The organism is Microbacterium sp. NPDC055599 (assembly GCF_053618975.1).
Genome location: NZ_JBSHIM010000027.1, coordinates 1 through 22,700, shown reverse-complemented (window position 1 = coordinate 22,700; position 22,700 = coordinate 1). Strand labels below are relative to the sequence as shown.

The 22,700-nt window shown below is 72.8% G+C and carries 20 protein-coding genes; 6 read left to right on the top strand and 14 right to left on the bottom strand.

Features of this window, described 5'->3' with window-relative positions; translation table 11 throughout:
* Nucleotides 1–12 precede the first annotated feature (12 nt).
* A complete protein-coding gene (locus tag ACWGQ1_RS18035) occupies nucleotides 13–855 on the bottom strand; it encodes an alpha/beta fold hydrolase (protein ID WP_452313490.1) in 843 nt (280 codons plus the stop codon).
* Nucleotides 856–951: 96 nt separating this feature from the next.
* On the opposite strand from ACWGQ1_RS18035, the gene ACWGQ1_RS18030 reads away from it, so the two are divergent.
* Nucleotides 952–1,518: a TetR family transcriptional regulator gene (locus ACWGQ1_RS18030; RefSeq protein ID WP_452313489.1), complete on the top strand. Its 567-nt coding sequence runs from the start codon at nucleotides 952–954 to the stop codon at nucleotides 1,516–1,518.
* A 16-nt stretch (nucleotides 1,519–1,534) separates the two neighbouring features.
* Here the strand turns inward: ACWGQ1_RS18030 and ACWGQ1_RS18025 are convergent, their stop codons facing one another.
* Complete coding sequence (locus tag ACWGQ1_RS18025; protein WP_247638206.1) at nucleotides 1,535–2,776, bottom strand: glycosyltransferase family 4 protein; 1,242 nt, start codon at nucleotides 2,774–2,776, stop codon at nucleotides 1,535–1,537.
* Nucleotides 2,777–2,939: 163 nt separating this feature from the next.
* On the opposite strand from ACWGQ1_RS18025, the gene ACWGQ1_RS18020 reads away from it, so the two are divergent.
* Nucleotides 2,940–3,758 carry a tryptophan-rich sensory protein gene (locus ACWGQ1_RS18020; RefSeq protein ID WP_136032730.1) on the top strand — a complete coding sequence of 273 codons (819 nt, stop codon included), beginning with the start codon at nucleotides 2,940–2,942 and terminating at the stop codon, nucleotides 3,756–3,758.
* On the opposite strand, the gene ACWGQ1_RS18015 is transcribed toward ACWGQ1_RS18020, so the two are convergent.
* Genes ACWGQ1_RS18015 through ACWGQ1_RS17990 form a run of 6 tightly spaced genes read right to left on the bottom strand, consistent with a single transcriptional unit; the run spans nucleotide 3,740 to nucleotide 11,492 of the window.
* Entirely contained in the window at nucleotides 3,740–4,411 is a 672-nt protein-coding gene (locus tag ACWGQ1_RS18015; RefSeq protein ID WP_136032732.1) for a response regulator, read from the bottom strand. The genes ACWGQ1_RS18020 and ACWGQ1_RS18015 overlap by 19 nt on opposite strands.
* A complete protein-coding gene (locus ACWGQ1_RS18010) occupies nucleotides 4,408–6,963 on the bottom strand; it encodes an ATP-binding protein (RefSeq protein ID WP_136032734.1) in 2,556 nt (851 codons plus the stop codon). Before ACWGQ1_RS18010 ends, ACWGQ1_RS18015 begins: the two co-directional genes overlap by 4 nt.
* The gene (gene kdpC / locus ACWGQ1_RS18005) at nucleotides 6,960–7,565 is read right to left on the bottom strand and encodes a potassium-transporting ATPase subunit KdpC (protein WP_247982668.1); all 606 of its coding nucleotides are present in this window, start codon (nucleotides 7,563–7,565) and stop codon (nucleotides 6,960–6,962) included. The genes ACWGQ1_RS18010 and kdpC overlap by 4 nt, the downstream gene beginning before the upstream one ends.
* Nucleotides 7,566–7,586: 21 nt before the next feature.
* Nucleotides 7,587–9,725, bottom strand: coding sequence for a potassium-transporting ATPase subunit KdpB (kdpB, locus tag ACWGQ1_RS18000; RefSeq protein WP_452313488.1), 2,139 nt, complete (start codon nucleotides 9,723–9,725; stop codon nucleotides 7,587–7,589).
* Nucleotide 9,726: 1 nt separating this feature from the next.
* The gene (gene kdpA / locus ACWGQ1_RS17995) at nucleotides 9,727–11,403 is read right to left on the bottom strand and encodes a potassium-transporting ATPase subunit KdpA (RefSeq protein ID WP_452313487.1); all 1,677 of its coding nucleotides are present in this window, start codon (nucleotides 11,401–11,403) and stop codon (nucleotides 9,727–9,729) included.
* Nucleotides 11,403–11,492 carry a potassium-transporting ATPase subunit F gene (locus ACWGQ1_RS17990; protein ID WP_136032743.1) on the bottom strand — a complete coding sequence of 30 codons (90 nt, stop codon included), beginning with the start codon at nucleotides 11,490–11,492 and terminating at the stop codon, nucleotides 11,403–11,405. The genes kdpA and ACWGQ1_RS17990 overlap by 1 nt, the downstream gene beginning before the upstream one ends.
* 190 nt (nucleotides 11,493–11,682) lie before the next feature.
* Between ACWGQ1_RS17990 and ACWGQ1_RS17985 the strand changes: the two genes are divergently transcribed.
* Nucleotides 11,683–12,858, top strand: coding sequence for an SLC13 family permease (locus tag ACWGQ1_RS17985; protein WP_452313486.1), 1,176 nt, complete (start codon nucleotides 11,683–11,685; stop codon nucleotides 12,856–12,858).
* Nucleotides 12,859–12,867: 9 nt separating this feature from the next.
* Here ACWGQ1_RS17985 and ACWGQ1_RS17980 read toward each other — a convergent pair whose 3' ends face one another.
* Together ACWGQ1_RS17980 and ACWGQ1_RS17975 are read right to left on the bottom strand one after the other, a co-directional pair.
* Entirely contained in the window at nucleotides 12,868–13,455 is a 588-nt protein-coding gene (locus ACWGQ1_RS17980) for a GNAT family N-acetyltransferase (RefSeq protein WP_136035462.1), read from the bottom strand.
* On the bottom strand, nucleotides 13,452–14,402 hold the full coding sequence (locus tag ACWGQ1_RS17975) for a DMT family transporter (protein WP_136045411.1): 951 nt from the start codon (nucleotides 14,400–14,402) through the stop codon (nucleotides 13,452–13,454). Before ACWGQ1_RS17975 ends, ACWGQ1_RS17980 begins: the two co-directional genes overlap by 4 nt.
* On the opposite strand from ACWGQ1_RS17975, the gene ACWGQ1_RS17970 reads away from it, so the two are divergent.
* On the top strand, nucleotides 14,401–15,807 hold the full coding sequence (locus ACWGQ1_RS17970) for an aminotransferase class I/II-fold pyridoxal phosphate-dependent enzyme (RefSeq protein ID WP_452313485.1): 1,407 nt from the start codon (nucleotides 14,401–14,403) through the stop codon (nucleotides 15,805–15,807). The two genes, ACWGQ1_RS17975 and ACWGQ1_RS17970, sit on opposite strands and share 2 nt — an antisense overlap.
* A 4-nt stretch (nucleotides 15,808–15,811) precedes the next feature.
* Here the strand turns inward: ACWGQ1_RS17970 and ACWGQ1_RS17965 are convergent, their stop codons facing one another.
* A complete protein-coding gene (locus ACWGQ1_RS17965) occupies nucleotides 15,812–15,982 on the bottom strand; it encodes a hypothetical protein (protein WP_452313484.1) in 171 nt (56 codons plus the stop codon).
* 155 nt (nucleotides 15,983–16,137) lie between these two features.
* On the bottom strand, nucleotides 16,138–18,093 hold the full coding sequence (locus tag ACWGQ1_RS17960; RefSeq protein WP_452313491.1) for an amino acid permease: 1,956 nt from the start codon (nucleotides 18,091–18,093) through the stop codon (nucleotides 16,138–16,140).
* Between the two features lie 225 nt (nucleotides 18,094–18,318).
* Between ACWGQ1_RS17960 and ACWGQ1_RS17955 the strand changes: the two genes are divergently transcribed.
* Both ACWGQ1_RS17955 and ACWGQ1_RS17950 read left to right on the top strand, forming a co-directional pair.
* Complete coding sequence (locus ACWGQ1_RS17955; protein ID WP_452313483.1) at nucleotides 18,319–19,395, top strand: VanZ family protein; 1,077 nt, start codon at nucleotides 18,319–18,321, stop codon at nucleotides 19,393–19,395.
* Between the two features lie 130 nt (nucleotides 19,396–19,525).
* The gene (locus ACWGQ1_RS17950; RefSeq protein WP_247982675.1) at nucleotides 19,526–20,287 is read left to right on the top strand and encodes a hypothetical protein; all 762 of its coding nucleotides are present in this window, start codon (nucleotides 19,526–19,528) and stop codon (nucleotides 20,285–20,287) included.
* 9 nt (nucleotides 20,288–20,296) lie between these two features.
* On the opposite strand, the gene ACWGQ1_RS17945 is transcribed toward ACWGQ1_RS17950, so the two are convergent.
* Nucleotides 20,297–22,354, bottom strand: coding sequence for an ATP-binding protein (locus tag ACWGQ1_RS17945; RefSeq protein ID WP_452313482.1), 2,058 nt, complete (start codon nucleotides 22,352–22,354; stop codon nucleotides 20,297–20,299).
* On the bottom strand, nucleotides 22,351–22,700 hold a 350-nt coding region (locus ACWGQ1_RS17940; protein WP_452313481.1), incomplete at its 5' end, for a hypothetical protein. The genes ACWGQ1_RS17940 and ACWGQ1_RS17945, both read right to left, overlap by 4 nt.

Genomic DNA, 22,700 nt, shown 5'->3' with positions numbered 1-22,700 from the left:
GGGGGAGGGGGGTTACTTCGCGAGGAAGTCCTTCAGGGCGGCGTTGACCTCGTCGGCATGGGTCCAGAGCAGGCCGTGCGGCGCGCCCTCGACCTCGATGTACGTCGCCTCGGGGACGGCCTGGTGGAAGCGGCGGGCGGTCGCGTCGATCGGCAGGATGTTGTCCTTCGTGCCGTGCAGGATGAGCGTGGGCTTGCCGGCCGCGCGCACGGCCTCGACGTCGCCGCGGAAGTCCTCGATCCACGTCGGCACGACCGCGTAGGCGGCGACCGGGGCGCTGGTGACCGAGAGGTTCCAGTTGGCGTCGACGACCTGCTGGCTGATGCGGGTGCCGAGGTTCTCGTCGAGGTTGTAGAAGTTCTTGTAGAACTCGGTGAACCAGGCGTAGCGGTCGCCCTTGGCGGCGGCCTCGATCCCGTCGAACACGTCCTGCGGCACGCCCTCGGGGTTGTCGTCGCGCTGCACGAGGAACGGCTCGAGCGAGGCGAGGAAGGCGAGCTTGGCGACGCGCTCGTGCCCGTAGCGGCTGACGTAGCGGGCGAGCTCGCCGGTGCCCATCGAGAAGCCGACGAGCACGACGTCGCGCAGGTCGAGGGTCTCGAGCACGGTGTTGAGGTCGGCGGCGAAGGTGTCGTAGTCGTAACCGCTGCCCACCTTGGAGGACTGGCCGAAGCCGCGGCGGTCGTACGTGATCACGCGGTAGCCCTGGGCGAGCAGCTCACGCGTCTGGCGCTCCCAGCTGTGCCCGTTGAGCGGGTAGCCGTGGATCAGCACGACGGGCTGCCCGGATCCCTGGTCCTCGTAGTACAGCTCGATCGGGGTGCTGTTCTCGTTCCCGACGGTGATGTAGCCCATGATCCTGGTCCTTTCGGTTCCGGTGAGAACGATCGTTCTCGCTCGATGTGTCCAATCTAGAGAACGAGCGTTCTCATGTCAAGTAGACTTCTGCACATGACTGAAGACGACGCTCGCGAGCGCATCCTCTCCGCCGCGGAGGAGCTCTACTACCGCAAGGGATACGCGGCCGTCGGCATGGACGAGCTGCGCACGGCCGCCGGCGTGTCGCTGCGTCGCCTCTACTCGCTCTTCCCCGCCAAGACCGATATCGTCTCGGCGGTCCTCGCCCGCAAGCACGCCGAATGGGAGTCCGGTCTCTCCGCCGCGGTCGCCGCCGCGGGCGACGAGCCCCGCGCGCGGCTGCTCGCCGTCTACGGCTACCTGGAGGACTGGTTCTGCAGCGACGGCTTCCGCGGCTGCGCGTTCATCAACGCATTCGGCGAGCTCGGCGGGACGAACCCCGAGGTCGCCTCCATCGTCCGCGCGCACAAGGCCTCGTTCCAGGAGTACATGGCCGCGCTGGTCGCGGACACCGGTGCCCCGGCCACGCTGGCCGCCCAGCTCTCGATCCTCGCCGAGGGGGCGCAGAGCACCGCGGCGATCTCGGCCGACCCCCAGGCGGCGGTGCACGCGCGCCGGGCAGCCGAGGTGCTCATCGACGCGGCGTTCGCCACCGCCTGAGCTTCGGCACCTCTCGTCAGGTGTCGTCGTCGGCCGCCCGCCGAGCCGCCGTATCCCAGGCCTCGCGCACGCCCCGCAGGTGCTGCTCCGGCTGGAACGGGTGCGACGCCGTCACGGTGCGCAGCGAGCGCTCGACCACGATCCCGGGGTGGTGCACGAGCTCGCGCAGCATCGCCGCCATGCCCTTCGCATCGGGTGAGCCGCACAGGATCCCCGCCTCGGCCAGGCCCTCCCGCAGCCGAGGGTCGACGTACAGCACGCTCCGCGCCGCCCGGAACGCCTCCGCGACCACGACCGGCTGCGGGTCGAGCCCGAACGACGTGACGGCCAGCAGGTGCGAGTCACGCAGAAGGGGCTGGATGCTCTCCGGCTCGACGCGACCGAGGAACTGGATGCTGCTGCCGCTGTCTGGCGCCGCGGTCCCCGCGACCTCGCGCGCCTCGGCGTACAGCGGTCCGTCTCCCGCGATCCGCGCCACGAGTGACCCCGGCGGCAGGTCCTCCCCGGCCCGTCGCACCGCGCGCACGAACTCCAGGATCCCCGACTCGAGGGTGAGCCGGCCCACCCACAGCACCTGCAGCGGCAGCTCGACCGCCTGGAGCGGCACCCCGGGGATCGCGCGCGGTGGCATCGGGTTCGGCACCACCTCCACCTCCGGCAGCCCGGCGATCCGCAGCGCCTCGGCCTGATGCGCCGAGGGCGAGATCACGGCGTCGGCCTCCAGTGCGGCGTCGAGCGTGACGCTGCGCACCGCGGCATCGATCGCGCGCGGAGTGTCGGCGAGGGCGGTGCGAGGAGGGCGTCCGCGCAGCACGCGGGCCAGTCCGCGGACGGCCGCCGCCGCGACCCGGTCGAATCGTCGCAGGTCCGGTCCCTGCCAGAAGAAGGTGTGCACCGTGTGGACGACGGGGATGCCCTGCTCCTGGGCCACCCGGATCGCCGCGGCGGTGAGGCCGAACTCCGAGTGCACGTGCACCACGTCGATCGACCGCTCCCGGAACAGGCGCCGCAGCCGCGCTCGCAGGGCACGACTGTTGCGGATCGCCGGCATCTCGACGCCGGGGATGACCCACGCGGCGGCCATCAGGATCGGTGCCTCCCCCGGCGGCACGGGGCGTGGCGCGCTCCCCGGCTGCGCGGCGCCGATGACCACCACCTCGTCGCCCGCGGAGCGCAGCAGCTCCGCCTCGCGCAGGACGACGGCCTGCGCATCTCCGATGCGGTCGAGTGCGTAGTCGCAGACGAGTGCGATCCTCACGGCGGTCACCCCCAGGTCGTGCGGAACAGAGTGCTGTCAAACGTAACATCTTACCCGCCGGGTGAATGACGCAGGGTGGCACAAGTCTCTTACCTGGTTAGCGATCGGGGGAGGGGCTGTCAAGGGCACTGCGGCGGAGGTGCCGTCACCCTAGAGTCGCGGCATGGAGACTTCGACGAAAGGCATCCTCCGCCAGAGCCTGGTGATCGCGGCGGCCGTGTTCATGCTGATCGCCGCCGCCATCGGTGCCGGCGCGTTCGGCGGCACCTCGGTCGACGAACTGCAGAACGGCGCGCTGTCCGCTCAGGGCTCGTATCTCGCGCCCGCCGGACCGGCGTTCTCGATCTGGTCGCTCATCTACCTCGGCCTGCTCGCCTACACGGCGTGGCAGGCCCTTCCCGCCCGACGCCAGGACCCCCGGCAGGAGGCCGTCGGCGGCTGGATCGCCCTGTCGATGGTGCTCAACGGCCTGTGGCTCGTGACCGCCCGCTACCTCACGCTGTGGCTCACGGTGCTCGTGATCGCGCTGCTGCTCGCCGTGCTCGCGCGTGTGATCGTGCTGCTGGGACGATTCCCCGCCCGCAGCGCCGTCGACCGCGTGCTCACCGACGGCGCCAACGGGCTCCACTTCGGCTGGGTCACGATCGCCACCGTCGCCAACACCGCCGCCTGGCTCACGCAGACCGTCCCGGAGAGCGCGGAGCAGCAGGCGGAGGTGTGGGCCATCGCGGTGCTCGCCGTGGTGCTGCTCATCGGTGCCGCGAGCGCGTGGTTCACCGGGCGTCTCGCGCCCGCCCTCGCCACCGCGTGGGGGCTCGCCTGGCTCGCGGTCGGTCGTCTGACCGGCGAGCCGCAGAGCACGCCGACCGCCATCGCCGCGATCGTGGTGGCCGCGGTCCTGGTGCTCGTCGGGGTCGTGGCCGTCGTGCGCCGGCGTCGAGCGACCCCGCCGACCCTCGCGCCTCAGAGCACCAGCCGGTAGCCCATGCCCGCCTCGGTCAGCAGGTGCACGGGCGAGGAGGGCTCGCTCTCGAGCTTCTTGCGCAACTGCGACATGTACAGTCGCAAATAGCCGGAGTCGGACACCTGCGCGCTGCCCCAGATCTCCTTCAGCAGATCCTGCCGGGTGACCAGCGCCCCCGGGTGCCGTGCCAGGTGCTCCAGCATGCGCCACTCGGTCGGCGTCAGGTGCACGCGGGTACCGGAGCGGGTGACCGTCTTGGTCGCCAGATCCACCACCACGTCGCCGAAGGCCACGACCGACTCGCCGTTGGCGGCCACCGCGCGGCGGGAGAGCGCCCGCAGTCGCGCCAGCAGCTCGTCCACCTGGAACGGCTTGGTGACGAAGTCGTCGGCCCCGGCGTCGAGCGCCTCGACCTTGTCGGCGGAACCCGTGCGACCGGAGACGACGATGATCGGCACGGTCGTCCACCCCCGCAGCGCCTGGATCACCTCGATGCCGTCGAGCCGCGGCATCCCGAGGTCGAGCATAATGAGGTCGGGGTGCGACTGCGCCGCGGCGGCGATCGCGGCGGCGCCGTCCGCGGCGACGACCACCTCGTAGCCGTGCGCGGCGAGCGTGATGCGCAGCGCCCGCACCATCTGGGGGTCGTCGTCGGCGATGAGGAGCTTCACTCCGTGTCCTCCGTGTCGGCAGGCCCTGCGGCGAGCGGCAGGGAGATGACCATCGTGAGTCCGCCACCCGGCGTGTCCTCGGGTGTCAGGGTACCGCCCATGCCCTCGGTGAACCCGCGCGACAGCGCGAGCCCGAGGCCGAGGCCGGTCGTGTTGTCGGTGTCGCCGAAGCGCTGGAACGGCTGGAAGATGCGGTCGCGGCGCTCGGGCGCCACACCCGCGCCCCGGTCGACGATGCGGATCTCCGCGCGCTCACCCAGACGGCTGGTGGTGACCAGCACCCGGCTGCCCTCGGGGGCGTGACGGTGGGCGTTCGCGATCACGTTCACCAGCACGCGCTGCAGCAGCACCGGGTCGGCGAACAGCGCGGGCAGGGCGGGGTCGAGCGCGAGGTCGACCTCGGACGGCCCGAGACCGAGCTCGTCGACCGCCGCGAGCACGGGACCGGCCGCGTCCACGCGCGAGGCCGAGACCGCGAGCACGCCCGCCTCCACCCGGCTCACGTCGAGCAGGTCGGTCACCAGGGTCGACAGGGTCGCGAGGCTCTCGTCGGCGGTGGCGAGGAGCTCCGCGCGGTCGGTCGCCGACAGGCCCTGCGCGGCCCGGAGACCGCCGATCGCCGCGACCGCCGACGCCAGGGGCCGGCGCAGGTCGTGGCTCACCGCCGAGAGCAGGGCGCTGCGCACCTGGTCGGTCTCGGCCAGCGCCTCCGCCTCGCGCGCGGTCGCCCGCAGGTCGGTGTGCTCGATCGCCGCGGCGAGCTGCGCCACGATCGCGTCGAGCAGCCGGCGCTCCGGCCCCGCGAGGGGCTCGCCGTTCAGCTCCAGCAGGGCGCGGGGCCCGCCGCCGGCCGCACCCACGGGGATGGTCGTGGCGCGGCCGTCCGGCACCGGCTCGCCGTCGCTCGCGAGCACCTGCCCGTCGGGCGTGAGCAGCCGGACGCCGCTGAGCCCGAAGGCCTCCCGTGTGCGGCTCACGAGCGCCAGCACGGCGTTGTCGCCGCGGAGCACGTTGCCCGCGACCGCCGCCAGCAGCTCCGCCTCGGCCGTCGCGCGCTGCGCCGTCCTCGCCCGGCGGGCGGCCTGATCCACGATGATGCTCACCAGGATCGCGATGACCACGTAGAGCGAGAGCGCGAGGGCGTGCAGCGGATGCGCGATCGTGATCGTGAACAGCGGCGCCACGAAGAGGAAGTCAAGCGTGATGCCCGACAGCACGGCGGCGAACACCGCGGGCCGGATGCCGCCGATCAGCGCCACCACGACCACGAGCAGCTGATACGCGAGCACCTCGGCGGTGATCGACTCCGGGCTGCGGAAGGTGAACATGAGCCACGACAGCAGGGGGCCGAACACGAGCGCGACGCCGAAACCGAGCGCCTGGCGCCGCCACCCCAGCGCCCCGCCGGTGATGCGGGGCAGCGCGAGTCGCCCGCCCGCGGCCGCGTGGGTCACGATGTGCACGTCGATGTCGCCCGACCGCCGGATCACCTCGGAGCCGATGCCCGGTCCGGTCAGCGCGGCCGTCAGGCGGCCGCGGCGGCTCACGCCGATCACGAGCTGCGTGGCGTCTGCACCCTGCGCGAACTCCACGAGCGTGCCGGGGATGTCGTCGCCGACCACCTGGTGGTACGTGCCGCCGAGGGACTCCACGAGCGCGCGCTGTGCAGCCAGGGCGCCCGGGGTCTCGCCGCGCAGGCCGTCCTGGGCGGTCACGTGCACCGCGAGCAGCTCGCCCCCGGCCGACCGTGCGGCGATGCGGGCTCCGCGGCGCAGCAGCGTCTCGCCCTCCGGGCCCCCCGTCAGCGCGACGACCACCCGCTCGCGCGCCTGCCAGGAGCCCTCGATGCCCTGCTCGGCGCGGTAGCTGCGCAGCGCGCTGTCGACCTCGTCGGCGAGCCACAGCAGTGCGAGTTCGCGCAGCGCGGTGAGGTTGCCCAGACGGAAGTAGTTCGACAGTGCCGCATCGATCCGCTCCGCGGGATACACCAGGCCCGCCGACAGCCGGTCGCGCAGGGTCTGCGGGGCGAGGTCGACCACCTCGACCTCGTCGGCTGCACGCACCACGGCATCCGGGATGGTCTCCTGCTGCGCGATGCCGGTGATCTTCTCCACCACGGCGTTCAGCGATTCGATGTGCTGCACGTTGACGGTGGTCACCACGTCGATGCCCGCCCGCAGCAGCTCCTCCACGTCCTGCCAGCGCTTCGGGTGGCGCGAGCCGGGGATGTTCGTGTGCGCGAGCTCGTCGACCAGGGCGATCTCCGGTGCGCGGTCGAGCACGGCGTCCAGGTCGAGCTCGGTCAGCACCACCCCGCGGTGCTCGTCCACGCGTCGCGGAACCTCGGGGAGCCCGGCGGTGAGGGCCGCGGTGGCCGCCCGGCCGTGGGTCTCCACGACCGCGATCACCACGTCGCGGCCCTCGTCGAACAGGCGCCGCCCCTCCGCGAGCATCTCGAACGTCTTGCCCACCCCGGGGGCGGCGCCCAGGAGCACGCGCAGGCGCCCCCGGCGCTGGTGCTCCGGCGGGCGATCCGTGCGCGCTGCGCTCATTCACCCTCCCGGTCGTCCAGTGCGAGGTTGAGTTCGGCGACGTTGATCCGCTCCTCGCCGAGGAACCCCAGGTCCCGCCCTTGAATCCTAGACTCCACGAGCGCACGCACCTCGTCCTCGGGCAGGTCGCGCGCGGCGGCCACCCGCGGCACCTGCAACAGGGCATAGGCGACGCTGATGTGCGGGTCGAGACCGGAGCCGGAGGCGGTCACGGCGTCGGCGGGCACCAGGGACGGGTCGACACCCTCGCGCTCCGCGACCTCGGCCGTGCGCTCGGCGATCGTCGCGACCAGGTCGGGGTTCTCCGGTCCGAGGTTGCTGCCGCCCGAGGCGGTGCCGTCGTAGCCGTCGCCCGCCGCGGACGGGCGCGACTGGAAGTACTGCGGCAGGGCCTCGCCGTCGGCGTCGGTGAAGGACTGTCCGATCAGGGCGCTGCCGCGGTCGTCGGGCAGCATCGAGCCGTTCGCCTGTGCGGGGAGCAGCAGCTGGCCGATGCCGGTGACGAGCAGGGTGTAGCCGACGCCGAGGACGAGGGTGAGCACGAGCATCGCGCGGACGGCGACCCCGGCGGTGCGCATCGTGGTGCGGGTGGTGGAGGACATGGTGTGCCTTTCGCGCGGGGGTCAGAAGCCGGGGAGGAGGCTCACGACGAGGTCGATGAGCTTGATGCCGAGGAACGGGGCGATCACGCCGCCGAGGCCGTAGACGAGCAGGTTGCGCTGCAGGATCTGCGAGGCGCTCGCGGGGCGGTAGGCCACCCCGCGCAGGGCGAGCGGGATGAGGAAGACGATCACGATCGCGTTGAAGATGATCGCGCTCGTGACCGCAGACGCGGGCGAGTGCAGCTGCATGATGTTGAGCGCCGCGAGCCCCGGGAACACCCCCATGAACATCGCCGGGATGATCGCGAAGTACTTGGCGATGTCGTTCGCGAGCGAGAACGTGGTCAGCGCGCCGCGCGTGATGAGGAGCTGCTTGCCGATGCGCACGATGTCGATGAGCTTGGTCGGGTCGGAGTCCAGGTCGACCATGTTCCCCGCCTCCTTCGCCGCCGACGTGCCCGTGTTCATCGCCACGCCCACGTCCGCCTGCGCGAGTGCCGGGGCGTCGTTGGTGCCGTCGCCGGTCATCGCGACCAGCCGCCCGCCCTGCTGCTCGCGGCGGATGAGATCGAGCTTGTCCTCGGGGGTGGCCTCGGCGAGGAAGTCGTCGACCCCGGCCTCCGCGGCGATGGCCTGCGCGGTGAGCGGGTTGTCTCCGGTGATCATGACCGTGCGGATGCCCATGCTGCGCAGCTCGTCGAAGCGCTCGCGCAGGCCGTCCTTCACGATGTCCTTGAGGTGCACGACGCCCAGCACGCGCCCGTCCTCGCCGGTGGCGCGCACCGCCACGACCAGGGGTGTGCCGCCGCTGCTCGCGACACCGTCGGTGAGGGAGGTCAGCTCGGCGTCGGTCCCGCGGCCCAGCCAGGCCGACACCGCGGAGCCGGCCCCCTTGCGGATCTCGGTGCCGTCGGCGAGGTCGAGTCCGCTCATGCGGGTCTGCGCGGTGAACGGCACGACCACGGCGTCCTCCGGCGCCTCCACCCGGAGGCCGCGCGCGGTGGCCAGTTCGACGATCGAGGCGCCCTCGGGCGTGGGGTCGGCCAGGGACGACAGGGCGGCGACCCGCAGCAGCTCCTCCGCGTCGACGCCCGTCAGCGGCAGCACCTCGTGCGCGCGCCGGTTGCCGTACGTGATCGTGCCCGTCTTGTCGAGCAGCAGCGTGGTCACGTCTCCCGCGGCCTCGACCGCGCGGCCCGACATCGCCAGCACGTTGCGCTGCACGAGGCGGTCCATCCCGGCGATGCCGATGGCCGACAGCAGCGCGCCGATCGTGGTCGGGATGAGGCAGACGAGCAGAGCGATCAGCACCGGGATGCTCACCGGGGAGGCGGCGTAGGAGGCGATCGGGTTCAGCGCCAGCACCACCACGACGAATACGATCGACAGGCTCGCGAGCAGGATGTTCAACGCGATCTCGTTCGGGGTGCGCTGACGGCTCGCGCCCTCGACCAGCGCGATCATGCGGTCGACGAAGGTCTCGCCGGGCTTCGACGTGATGCGCACCACGATGCGGTCGGACAGCACCCGGGTGCCGCCCGTGACGGCGCTGCGGTCGCCGCCGGACTCGCGGATGACCGGGGCGCTCTCGCCCGTGATCGCCGACTCGTCGACGGTCGCGATCCCCGCCACGATGTCGCCGTCGCCCGGGATCAGCTCGCCCGCGGTCACGATCACGACGTCGTCGCGCTGCAGCTCCGCCGACGACACCTCCACGGTCTCGGCGCGCTCGGCCGCAGGATCCGCCGCGGGATCGTGGCGCACCACGCGGCGGGCCATCGTGCTGGTGCGGGTCTTGCGCAGGCTCGCGGCCTGCGCCTTGCCCCGGCCCTCCGCGACCGACTCGGCCACGTTCGCGAACAGCACCGTGAGCCACAGCCACACCGCGATGCCCCACGTGAACGCGAGGGGAACGGGCGAGCCACCGGAGTCGGCCGGTCCGCCCAGGAAGGGCTCCGCGATCGCGAGCACGGTCGTGAAGGCCGCACCCACCCAGACGAGCAGCATCACGGGGTTGCGCACGAGCGTGGCGGGGTTGAGCTTGCGGACGGCGCCGGGCAGCGCCTGCACGAGCTGCGACCAGCCGAACGACCGCGGTGTCGCAGCGGGGGCGGGGGCCGTGGCGCTCTCGGGCGCGGGCGGCGTGGTGAGGAGGGTCATGTCAGAGTCCTTCGGCGAGCGGTCCCAGTGCGAGCACGGGGAAGTAGGTGAGGGCGGTGACCACGACGGTCACCGTGAGGAGCAGGCCGACGAACTGCGGCCGGTGGGTGGGCAGGGTCCCGGTCGTGGCGGGGATGCGCTCCTGCGCCGCGAACGACCCGGCGAGCGCGAGCACCAGCACGATCGGCAGGAAGCGGCCGAGCAGCATCGCCACGCCCAGGGCCGTGTTGAACCACGGGGTGTTCGCGGTGAGCCCGGCGAACGCGGAGCCGTTGTTGTTCGCGGCCGAGGTGAAGGCGTACAGCACCTCGCTCATGCCGTGCACGCCCGGGTTGAGGATGCTCGTGGACTCCACGTCGTCCCGGATGCCGGGGATCGCGAAGCTCAGGGCCGTGCCGCCGAGCACGAGCGCCGGGACCACGAGGATGTACAGGCTCGCGAGCGTCATCTCCCGCGGGCCGATGCGCTTGCCGAGCCACTCCGGCGTGCGGCCCACCAGCAGTCCGCCCACGAACACCGCGACGATCGCGAGCACGAGCATGCCGTACAGCCCCGAGCCGACGCCGCCGGGGGCGACCTCGCCGAGCATCATGTTCAGCATCGGCATCATGCCCCCGAGCGCCGTGTACGAGTCGTGCATCGAGTTGACGGCGCCCGTCGAGGTGAGCGTGCTGGCGCTGCCGAACAGCGTCGAACCGAGGATCCCGAAGCGCTGCTCCTTGCCCTCCATCGCGGCTCCGGCGAGCTCGGGTGCGGCGCCTCGGCCGGCGAGCTCCAGTGCCGAGAGGGCGACCGTCGAGGCGAGGAAGATCGTGCCCATCACGGCGACGATCGCGTAGCCCTGGCGGTGGTCGCCCACCAGTCGGCCGTAGGTGCGGGGCAGCGCGAACGGGATCACCAGGATCAGCAGCACCTGGATCAGGTTCGTCCAGCCGGTGGGGTTCTCGAACGGGTGGGCGGAGTTCGCGTTGAAGAAGCCGCCGCCGTTCGTGCCGAGCAGCTTGATGGCCTCCTGCGACGCGACGGGTCCGCCGGGGATCGTCTGCGCGCCCCCGGACACCGCGGTCACGTCGGTGAAGCCTGCGAAGTTCTGGATCACGCCGCCGGCCAGCAGGGCGACCGCGCCGATCAGCGCGAGCGGCAGCAGCAGCCGCCCGAGCCCGCGCGTCAGGTCGACCCAGAAGTTGCCGATCGTCGCGGAGCCGCGGCGGGACAGACCCCGCACCAGCGCGATCGCGACCGTGAGGCCGACCGCCGCCGACACGAAGTTCTGCACCGTGAGGCCGGCCAGCTGCACGGTGTAGCCCATGGTCTGCTCGGGCGAGTACGACTGCCAGTTCGTGTTCGCGACGAACGACGCGGCCGTGTTGAACGCGAGGCCCTCCGGCACGGCGGGAAGCCCGAGCGACTCCGGGAGGAACGCCTGCAGCCGCTGCAGCGCGTAGACGAGCACGAGGCCCACGAGCGAGAACAGCAGCACGCTCCTGGCGTATGCGCGCCAGGTCTGCTCCGAGCGCGGGTCGACCCCGATCACGCGGTACAGCCCGCGCTCCACGCGCAGGTCCTTCGAGGAGCTGTAGACGTGGGCGATGTAGTCGCCGAGGGGGCGGTAGAGCAGCACGAGCACGACCACGACGGCCGCGACCTGGAGCACCCCGAACAGGATCGTCGCGTCCATCAGAACCGCTCCGGGGCGACCAGGGCGACGACGAGGTACACGATCGCGGCGACGGCCAGCACCGCGGCGATGATCTCGAACACGATCATGCGCGGTCCACCGCCTTCGCGACGAGGGACACGAGGGCGAACAGCGCGAGGGTCAGCGCGAGGTAGATGATGTCGAGCACGACCCCGATCCAACTCCCGGGCGTCGCCGCCTCCGTCGATCCTCACGGTTCCCCTACGCCACGTCCGCCGATGCATGCGGCTTTCTCACGGTCGGCCCTATGCTCGCGAGGTGGAGACGCGCGGACACCGGATCAGGCCAGGGGCCGTGCTGGTGCTCGCCCTCGTCGCGGTCGCGGCGGTCTGCGTCGTCACCGGGTTCCTGCCGAGCGACGACGCCGAGGCGCTCGGGCTGCGGACCGCTCCGGTGCTGGGCTTCGTCGTCGCGATCACGATCGTCGCGGAGCTCGCGCGGGACGCGGCGGTGTTCGACGTGGTCTCGCAGCGGCTCGCCCGGTGGGGTCGAGGCAGGGTGGCGCTGCTGTGGCTGCTCGTGATCGCGCTCGCCGTGGTGAGCACGGTCTTCCTCTCGCTCGACACGACGGCGGTGATCGTCACGCCCGTGGTGGTGGTGCTCGCGCAGAGCATCGGTGTCCCGCCGATCCCGTTCGCGCTGGCGACCGTCTGGCTCGCGAACACGGCCTCGCTGGCCCTCCCGGTGTCGAACCTCACGAACCTGCTCGCGGCGCGGCAGATCGGCGACGGGCCCGCCGCGTTCGTCGCGCTGAGCTGGGCGCCGACCCTCGTCGGCATCCTCGTCCCTGTGCTGCTGCTCACCCTCGTGCACCGGCGCACCGTGTTCTCGCGCTACCGCACGCCCCCGCCCCGGCGCCCCGCCGATCCGGTGCTGTTCTGGACCGCGACGGGCGTGCTCGTGATGCTCATGCCCGCGCTCGCCCTGAGCCACGACGTGTGGATCCCGGCGACGGTCGCCGCGGTCGCGCTCGTGGCGGTGTTCGCGGTGCGGCGGCGCAGGGCTCTGCGGTGGGGACTGGTGCCCTGGCAGGCGGTCGCGCTGGCCGCCGCGCTGTTCGTGCTGGTGGAGACGCTGCACGCGCGGGGTGCGCTCGACGTGCTCACCGCGCCGATCACGGGCGACGGGTTCGGTGACCTCCTGCGGCTCGCGGCGCTCGGTGCCGTGAGCGCCAACGCCATCAACAACCTTCCCGCCTACCTCGTGCTCGAGCCCGCGGCGGGCGACCCCGTCGCGCTCATGGCGCTGCTGATCGGCGTGAACCTCGGCCCGCTGATCACGCCGTGGGCCTCGCTCGCGACGCTGCTGTGGCACCACCGCATCACCGCGCTCGGCGTGGAGATCCGCTGGAGCCGCTTCATGCTGTGGGGGACGGTGGCGGCGGTGCCCACGGTGATCGCCGCGGTCGCCGTCCTGGCCCTCGTCGCCGGCTAGTGCCGGGGGTCAGCTCCCTACCGGCCACTCCTCGGCGAGCAGACCGTAGTTCATGCCGTCGAGCCACTCGCCCGAGCGGTGCAGGGCGGTCTTGCGGCTGTGCTCCTCCCGGCGCATGCCGAGCCGCTCCATGAGCCGCCAGGAGGGCTCGTTGTCGGCGAAGCAGCCGGCGTGCACGCGGCGCAGGCCGAGCGGGCCGAAGCACACCTCGATCGCCGCCCGCACCGCCTCGGTCGCATAGCCGCGGCCCGTGGAGGCGGGGTCGAGCACCCAGCCGAGCTCGGCCTCCACGCCCTTGGCGCGCTCGGCGACCTCGAGCTGCGCCCAGGCGTCTTCGATGCGGATCATGAGGTCGCCGATGGGGGTGGGGGCGTCACCCTCGTGCTCGGGCAGGCGCTCGATCAGGTACAGCGACGCCAGTCGGGCGGGCTCGAGGTGGCGCTCGCGGAACGCCTCGATCGTGTCGGGCGCGAGGCCCAGCCAGCGGTTCACCTCGGGCAGGCGTCGCCACTCCCACATCGCGTCGAGATCGTCGGGGGTGCACGGACGCAGCTGCAGCCGGGGGGTGCGGACGGGCCAGGGAACGCCTTCGGTCATGCCCTCAGCCTAGGGCGGGCTCCGCGCCGCGCGGCCCCGGACTGCCGGGTGCGTACGGCGAGGGCCGCGCAGGCGATCACGGCCAGTCCTCCCGCGACCGTGGGCCAGCCGATCTGCTCGTGCAGCAGCAACCCCGCCCACGCGATACCCATCACCGGCTGCACGAGCTGGATCTGGCTCACCTGCGCCATCGGCCCGATCGCGAGTCCGCGGTACCAGGCGAAGAAGCCGAGGAACATGCTGACCGCGGCGAGATAGGCGAACGCGAGCCACTGCACGGGTGTCGCGGCGGGCGGCTGCGCGACGGCGGCGACGACAGCGAGCGCGGCCATCGGGGGAGCGGCGAGCACGAGCGCCCAGGAGATCGTCTGCCACGACCCGAGCTCGCGCGCGAGCAGGCCGCCCTCCGCGTAGCCGACGGCCGCGGCGAGCACGGCCCCGAAGAGCAGCAGGTCCGCGACGTGGAGAGTGCCGAGTCCCCCGCCCTGCAGAGCAGCGAAGCCGACCGCGGCCAGGGCGCCCACGGCTGCGAAGGCCCAGAACGACCGCGCCGGCCGCTCTCCGGTGCGCACCACGACGGCGACGGCGGTCGCGGCCGGGAGCAGGCCGATCACCACCGCGGCGTGACTCGCAGGGGCCGTGGTGAGCGCGAACGAGGTCAGGAGCGGGAACCCGGCGATCACTCCGCTCGCGACGACCGCGAGCCGTGCCCACTGCCGGGCGGAGGGCGGTGAGGCGCGAAACGCGGCGAGCACGATCGCGGCGAGGACGGCGGCGACCACGGCCCGGGCCGAACCGATGAACAGGGGCGACAACCCGCCGATCGCGACGCGGGTGAAGGGCAGCGTGAACGAGAAGGCGATGACCCCGAGGAGCCCCCAGGCTGGTCCTGCATATCTGGATAGCGCTGTCGAACGAAGGGCAGTAGCGCTACTCTGTTCTCTCATGGGTCAGGATAGCACCGAGCGCATCGTCCGTGGACTGCGGGCCTGGGTGGCGTCGGCCGCACCCGGTGCCCGGCTCCCGTCCAGTCGCGCGCTCGTCGCCGAGTACGGGGCGAGCCCGGTCACGGTGCAGCGCGCCGTGCAGCAGCTCGCGCGCAGCGGTCTGATCGACACGCGGCCGGGGGTCGGCACGTTCGTCCGGGCCGCGCGGCCGGCCAGAGCGCTGGACCACAGCTGGCAGACCGCCGCGCTCGGCCCCGCCCCCATGCGCTCCTCTGGCCTCTCCGCGACCCAGCGCACCGCTGGCCCGGACGTCATCGGCCTGCACTCGGGCTATCCCTCGCCCGAGCTGCTGCCGGAGCGCCTGGTTCGGCAAGCGCTCGTCCGGGCCTCGCGCACCCCCGCCGCGGTGACGCGCTCCCCGGCCGCCGGTCTTCCCGAGCTCCAGGCGTGGTTCGCCGCGGAGCTGGCGGCGACCGTCCCCTCCGGCATCGCGGCGCCGTCGCCCAGGGACGCGCTGGTCGTGGCCGGCAGCCAGAGCGGTCTCAGCTCGATCTTCCGGGCCGTCGTGGGCACCGGGCGGCCGCTGCTCATCGAGTCGCCCACGTACTGGGGGGCGCTCCTGGCGGCGGAGCAGGCGGGGGTCGCACTGGTGCCGATCCCCTCCGGACCGGCCGGTCCCGACCCGGACGAGGTGGAGCGGGCGTTCGCGCGGTCGGGAGCGCGGGCGTTCTACGCCCAGCCGACGTTCGCGAATCCGAGCGGTGCACGCTGGTCCGCCGCGACGGGGGAGGCGGTGCTCGAGATCGTGCGGCGGCACGGGGCGTTCCTCATCGAGGACGACTGGGCGCACGACCTCGGCATCGACGCCGACGCGCATCCCCTCGCCGCGGCCGACGACGACGGACACGTGGTGTACGTGCGCTCGCTCACCAAGAGCGTCTCGCCCGCACTGCGCGTGGCGGCGGTGATCGCCCGCGGCCCGGCGCGCGAGCGGATCCTCGTGGACCGGGCTGCCGAGGGCATGTACGTGAGCGGGCTGCTGCAGGCCGCGGCGCTCGACGTGGTGACGCAGCCGGCCTGGCGCACGCACCTGCGCGGATTCCGCGAACAGCTGCGCACGCGCCGTGACCTGCTGGTGTCGAGCCTCGCTGCGCACGCGCCCGCGGTGACGGTGGAGAACGTGCCGGCGGGCGGCCTGAACCTGTGGGCGCGGCTGCCGGAGGGGACGGACGTCGGCCAGGTCGTGCGGGAGTGCGAGCTCCGCGGGCTGCTCATCGCCCCGGGCGGAGAGTGGTTCCCAGCGGAGCCCGCTGGCGCGTACGTGCGACTCACCTACGCGAACGCCGATCCCTCCCGGTATGCCGAGGCCGCGGGCATCCTCGGCGCCGTCGTCGATGGGTCCTGACTCTTCACTTCCGCGGCCAGAGCTTCCGGCGCAGCGCGGGGGCCAGCAGGGCGACCGCGACGAGCAGGGAGATCGCGACGTTGAGCAGGAAGATCGGATTCTCCCCGGAGAGGAACTCGTAGACCACCGCGTTCCCGGCGGCGCTGACCACGGCGAGAGCCAGCACGAGATACATCGTTCTTCTCCCCTGGGCAGTGCGCGCGCTCATCTCACCCTCCAGACTACCTCATATGACGACATTATGATCCGAAATGACTGCCATGGAGCATGGCAGGTGCGGCCTCGACCCGGCGGTCTCGGCTGAGCCGGCGCGCGCGGAAGCCGCCGGACTCAGTCCGTCGAGGGGGGACCGGCGGGGCGGTGGGCGCGGCGGCCCGACACCACGACCGGGCGACCGGCACGCTCCTGGCCCGGTAGCGGGCGGGAGCGGCGACCGTAGATGAGCTCGGACGAGTCGAGCAGCCACGGCACCAGGGTGATCGAGACGCCGTGCACCAGCATGAGCTGGTTCGCGAGTCGACGTGCCCGCCGGTTGTGCAGGAACGACTCCCACCAGTGGCCCACGATGTACTGCGGCAGATACACGGTCACGACCGAGGAGCCGTGCTTCTCGCGGTACTGGCGGATGAACTGCGTCACCGGCTGCGCGAACGAGCGGTACGGCGACTCGACGATCACGAGGGGCACCGGCACGAGGTGCTCGGCCCACTCGCGCTGGAGCGCCGCCGCGTCGTCTGCCGACACGGCCACGTGCACCGCGAGCGTCTTGTCGTGCTTGGCGGCGATCGCGTAGTCGATGGCCTTCATGACCGGCTTCTGCAGATGGTTCACGAGCACGATCGCGACGTCGCCCGACGCCCCGAAGCGGGTGGTGTCGTCGATCGCGATCTCGTGCTCCACGTCGCGGTAGTACCGCTTCACGCCGATCATGAGGAACGCGAGCACCGGGATCGCGAAGAACACCAGGTAGGCGCCGTGCGTGAACTTGGTGATGGTCACGATGACCAGCACCAGCACCGTGAGGGTCGCCCCGGCCGAGTTGATCAGCAGGCCCACCTTCGCCGAGCGGCGGTCGGTCGCCGCTGTGCCGTCTCGCGGTCCCGCGGCCGGTTCTCGCAGCACGCGCCGCCAGTGGCGCACCATGCCGATCTGCCCGAGCGAGAACGACACGAACACCCCGATGATGTACAGCTGGATCAGTGTCGTCAGCCGGGCCTGGAACACCACCAGCACCGCGATCGCCGCGATGCCGAGCAGGATCATGCCGTTCGAGAACACCAGTCGGTCGCCGCGGGTGTTGAGCGACTTGGGGGCGTAGCCGTCGCGCGCGAGCACCGCGCCCAGCAGCGGGAAGCCGTTGAAGGCCGTGTTCGCCGCGAGCAGCAGCACGCACGCGGTCGCCGCCTGCACGATGAAGAAGGGGATGCTGCCGCCGCCGAACGTCGCGGCCGCGATCTGCGCCATCAGGCTCGGCTGCGGCGTGGTGCAGTCGAAGCCGATCAGGTCGCACGGGTTCTCGGCGTAGTGCACGCCCGTGATGAGCGCGAGGGCGGTGAGGCCGGAGAACAGGCAGATCGCGATGGTGCCCATGAGCACGAGCGTGGACTGGGCGTTGCGCACCTTGGGCGCCCGGAACGCGGGCACGCCGTTCGACACGGCCTCGACACCCGTGAGCGCGGAGCATCCGCTCGAGAACGCGCGCAGGATGAGGAGGATGACGGCCGCCTGGCTCAGGCTCTCCGCCTGCACGCTGAAGTCCGCGCTGGACGCGACGGGGGCGTCGCCGAAGACCGTGCGGATCAGGCCCGTGACGATCATGATGCCGACCGAGCCGATGAACACGTACGTCGGGATCGCGAACACCAGCGACGCCTCGCGCACGCCGCGCAGGTTCACGATGATGATGAGGACCACGAAGCCCACCGCGAGCTCGACGCGGAAGGGGTCGAGCCCCGGCACGGCCGAGATGATGTTGTCCACGCCCGAGGCGACCGACACCGCGACGGTCAGCACGTAGTCGACCAGGAGTGCCGCCGCCACGATCACGCCGGGGATCTCGCCGAGGTTCTTCGACGCGACCTCGTAGTCTCCGCCGCCCGAGGGGTAGGCCTTGATGAGCTGACGGTAGCTGAGCACCACCACGAGCAGCAGCACCACGACGGCGATCGCGACGAGCGGCGTGAACGACAGGAACGTGAGCCCGCCGATCAGCAGGATCATCACGAGCTCCTGCGGCGCATAGGCCACCGAGCTCAGCGCGTCGGAGGCGAAGATCGGCAGCGCCATGCGCTTGGGGAGCAGCTGCTCGTCGACCTGCTCGCTCGTCAGCGGGTCGCCGATGAGGATGCGCTTCGCTCGCGGGGGCGCGTCCGCGCCGAGTCGGGTTTCTTCTGACACGTCCGGCGACACTACGCCCGCGCGCGGCGCCCTCACAAGATCCTTACGGAATCCCTACGGTCGCATTCCGCACCCTGACGGAATCCTTACGGGCACCGCGTAGCCTTGTTCTCCATGGGGGAGCAGGTCGTTCTGGGTGTCATCGCGATCGCGATCGGAATGGCCGTCGGCATCGTGCTGTTCGTGCCGTTCGTCGCGATCAGCTACCGCCGCCGCGGGAGGCTCAGCTTCGGACGGACGATGCTGTGGCTCGCCGCCCTGATCTACTTCTGGGCGATCTGGACGTACACGCTGCTGCCGCTGCCCGACCCCGACACGATCCGCTGCGTCGGCGCGATCATCGACCCGATGTCGGTCGTGCACGATCTGCAGCGCGCGTTCGCGTCTCCCCAGCCGTTGCGTCACCCGGCGTTCCTGCAGCTCGCCTTCAACGTGCTGCTGTTCCTCCCGCTCGGGGCGTTCGTGCGGGTGCTGGCCGGCCGCGGGGTCGTGGTCGCCCTGCTCGCCGGTCTCGGGCTCTCGCTGCTGGTCGAGACCACGCAGCTGACCGGCGTGTGGGGACTGTACCCGTGCGCGTACCGGTTCTTCGACGTCGGCGACCTGATGACCAACACGATCGGCGCGGTCGTGGGCTGCACGCTCGCACTCGTCGTGCCGCGCGCCCTGCGCGGCTCGCGCGCCGCCGCGGATGCGGATCAGCCGCGCCCGGTCACGCGCGGACGCCGGGCCCTGGCGATGCTGTGCGACGGTCTGGCGTACTTCTTCGTGAGCGCTGTCGTCGCCGTGACCGTGCAGCTCTGGCTCGCGTACGTCGTGGACGACCGGGCGGCGGTGCTCGACGGCGCTGCGTCGGAGCTGGTGAGCACGGTGGCCGCCTCGGGCCTGTGGCTCGTTCTGATCCTCGTCACCGGTCGCTCGGTCGGCGATGTCGCGGTGCAGCTGCGCTACACCGGCTCGCGCCTGCCGATGATGCTCGCGCGCCTGCTGCGGTGGGCGGGCGGCATCGGCGGCATCGGCGCGCTCGCCCTGCTCGGCTTCCCGTTCGACCTGATCTCGTCGGTGCTCTACCCCGTGGCGGTCGTGCTGCTGTTCACCACGCGTCGCGGCCGCGGGCTCCCCGGGCTCCTCTCCGGGCAGGACGTGGAGGACGCGCGGGAGCGGCAGGCGTCGGCGCCCGTCGCGTCGGCCTGACCGGTCGCCCTCCCCGCCGCCCGGTCGATCGCCCGCGGATCCGTGATCGACGACCCTCGTTCCCGGGACGCGGGACGGCGCAGAGTGACGGTGCGTCCGTCCGGGCGCCTCGAGCGAACAGGAGCCACCCATGACCGACACCGCCACCCGCCCCCGCGGACACCGACCCCCCACCCGCCGCGGCGGCCGACTGTGGCTGCTCTGGGGCGTTGCCGCCGGGCTCCTCGGCGTCACCGCCACCGTGGTGTTCGACGTGCGGCCGTGGTCGGAGGCCGACTACGCCCGCGGTGGCATCCTCTCCGCAGCGGCCGAAGACATGGCGGGGCTCGACCCCGTGGGCAACAAGATCGGGTTCCTGCTCGGCTTCGCGGCCGTGGCCTGCCTCCTGGTACTGCAGGGCTCCTGGCGCGTGCGCGTCGAACGCGGATCCACCTCGGTCGCGGCGCGCGTGTTCTCCGCGGGGCTCGTGACCTCGGCCGCCGGGCTCACGTTCGGCTACGCCTGGAAGGGCACGCTCGGGCTGTACGGCCACGGCGGCCCGGAGTTCGGCAGCTTCGGCGACGAGGGTCTGCTGGTGTTCTACGCGCTCACCGACTTCGGCGCGTTCATCCCGTGGTTCGGTGTGCTCGTGTCGCTGGCCGCGCTCGCCGCCATGGCCTGGTTCGAGCGGTCGGCCTCGCGCATCCTCGGGACGCTGCTCGGGGCCCTGGTGCTGCTGATCGCGGCGGGGTACATCCTCACCGGCGTGCCGGGGCTCGCCGGACCGGTCGGTGGCCTCGGGCTCGCGTTCGCCTCGCTGTGGATGCTGCTGGGGCGCCGCGGGGTCTCGTCCGGGGACACCGCGACGGACCGGGCGGCTGCCACCGGCACCCCGCTGCCCGGCAGGTCGTGACGGCGGGCCTCAGCCGGGGCTGACCGCGGCGGCGTGCACGCTCACCCGGGTGCCGCCGCCCGGCGGTCGGTCCCAGCCCACGCGGAACCCCGCCTCGTCCGCCCACTCCCGCATCGACGCGAGCCCCACGCCGGCCCCTCGACGATCGGGGAGCCCGCGGCCGTCGTCCTGCACGCACAGCAGCCGCTCGCCGGGGCCGCCGAGCGTGACCACCACCTCGCGCGCGCCGGCGTGCCGCACGGCGTTGAGCAGTGCCTCCGCGGCGATGCGCAGCAGGATGCCCGCACGGGCGGGGTCGAGATCGGGGTCGGCACCCGGAACGAGACGCACGGCCGCCCCCGCCGCGCCCAGTGCGGACACCAGGCGCCGCAGCTCGCCGTCGAGGTCGTGCACCGGGGTCGTGCCGCCGCGGGCGAGCCGGGCGAGGGTCGCCGTCTGCGCCTCCAGCAGCTCGGCGACGCGGGCGGCCGTCTCCTCCGCCGCCGCCCGGTCACCCCGTGCGAGCAGGTTGGTGGCCGCGGCGAGCGAGAACCCCGCTCCGGACAGCGCGGGCCCGAGCCCGTCGTGCAGCTCCCGGCGCAGCGCCCGTCGTTCCGCGTGCTGCGCCTCCGCCGCCGTCCGCCGTGCCTCGGCGAGGGCGGTCGATGCCTCCGCGAGCCGCACGACCACGCCGATCACGGGGCCCAGATCCGCGATCGCCTCGGTGGTCCTGCGCCCGACGGGCACCCCGTCGACCTCCCCGGTCACCTCCAGCACGACACCGGGGTCGCCGTCCACCGCGAAGGCCGTGGTCGTGCCGCGGGGATCCCCCACCACGACGTCCGTGGTGCCGAGGTGCTCGCCGTCACCGCCCGCGTCGTCCGCCGCGACCCGGAGGCGCACCGAACCGAGGCGCAGCGTGGCCCGCAGCGCCGTCGCCAGGGCGCGCAGGCCGTCCGCGCCGGTGGCGATCTCGCCCACCTCCGCCCCCAGCGTGTCCACGAGCCGCTCGGGCGCCCCCGCGTCGCCGTACACGAGGCGGTCGACCCGCCGGCGGATGAGGCGCCGCATCGGCAGCAGCCCGATCGCGACCAGCGCCGCGGTGGCGAACACGGCCAGTGGCGTCGGAGGGCCGACCGTCTCCATCGCTGTCACGATCAGCAGGTAGCCCGTCGCGGCGAGCACCGCCAGGATGCTGGTCGTGAGCACCGTGCTCACTGTCACGTCGACGCCGCGCAGCCGATGCTGCAGACCCATCACGAGCACCGCCGATGGATAGAAGATCTGCCCGACGATGGGCGCGATGGTGCCGAACACCCACAGCGGGGCTGCGAGCTGGAGCGAGGCGGGCAGCACCGTGACCACGTAGGAGGCGGTCAGGAACACATGCCCGACCAGCAGCCAGATCAGGGCGTACCGCTGCGACCGCGGTGACCGGAGTGCCCGCTTCAGCACGATCACGGCGACCGCGGTCGAGGCGCACAGCGTCACGGCGGCCGCGGCCCCGTAGGCGCCGGGCAGCATCGCCTGGTACCACGGCCAGTCCGGGGCGAGCGGGTTGTCGAGCGGTCCGGCGCCCTGCTGGGTGAGGGACGCGACGGTGGCCACGCCGGCCGCCGTCACCACGAGACACAGCAGCCCACGGTCGAGGGCGGCGCGCCGGCCGGGGAGCAGCAGCAGCGGCACGACCGCGGTCAGGAAGGTTCCGGGAACGAACGCCCAGCCGCCCGCGTAGGCGAGCAGTGCGCCTCCGGGGAGTCCGCCGCGGTCCACCGCCAGCAGGCCGTACTGCACGCCGAACGCCGCGAGCCCCGAGCCCACGGCGTGCACCGCGAGCAGCACGGCGACCGGCTGCGGACGACGCACCAGGAGCACCGCGGCGAGGGGCGCGTACACCGCCGCGACCGTGAGGCCGATGTCGTCGAACCGGGCCTGCGCGGCCGGCGGGGCCGGAGAGAGGAAGGTGCCGGCGACGGGGGCCGCCGGGAGTTCGAACCGCCACGCCAGCAGGATCGACGCGGCCGCCAGACCCCAGGCGCTCGCGAGCACCGCGACCCCCGCGAGACGCCGAGCACCGCCGCCGGTCATGCGGGCACCGCCGTCACCGTGACCGCGCGGCGCCCGGTCGGCTCCTCCCCGGGCACGCGCTCGGCGACCCTGGCGTGCAGCGCCCGCACGATCGGGTCAACCCGCACCGCGGCCCCTACCACCCGCAGCACCGCGCGGTCGGCGGGGCCCACCGTGACCTCGATCCGCTCGACCCCGCCCTCCCGGCGGGCGCGCAGCATCGCCTCAGCGACCAGGTGGTACAGGTGCTCGGGGTGTTCGGGCGCCCGCCGCACCTCGGCGTGCAGCACCGGCTCCGGGAAGCGCGCGGCGAGCTCGGTCAGCGCGCCGGTCAGGTCGCCCGCGTCGAGCGCCCCGGGCAGCAGGG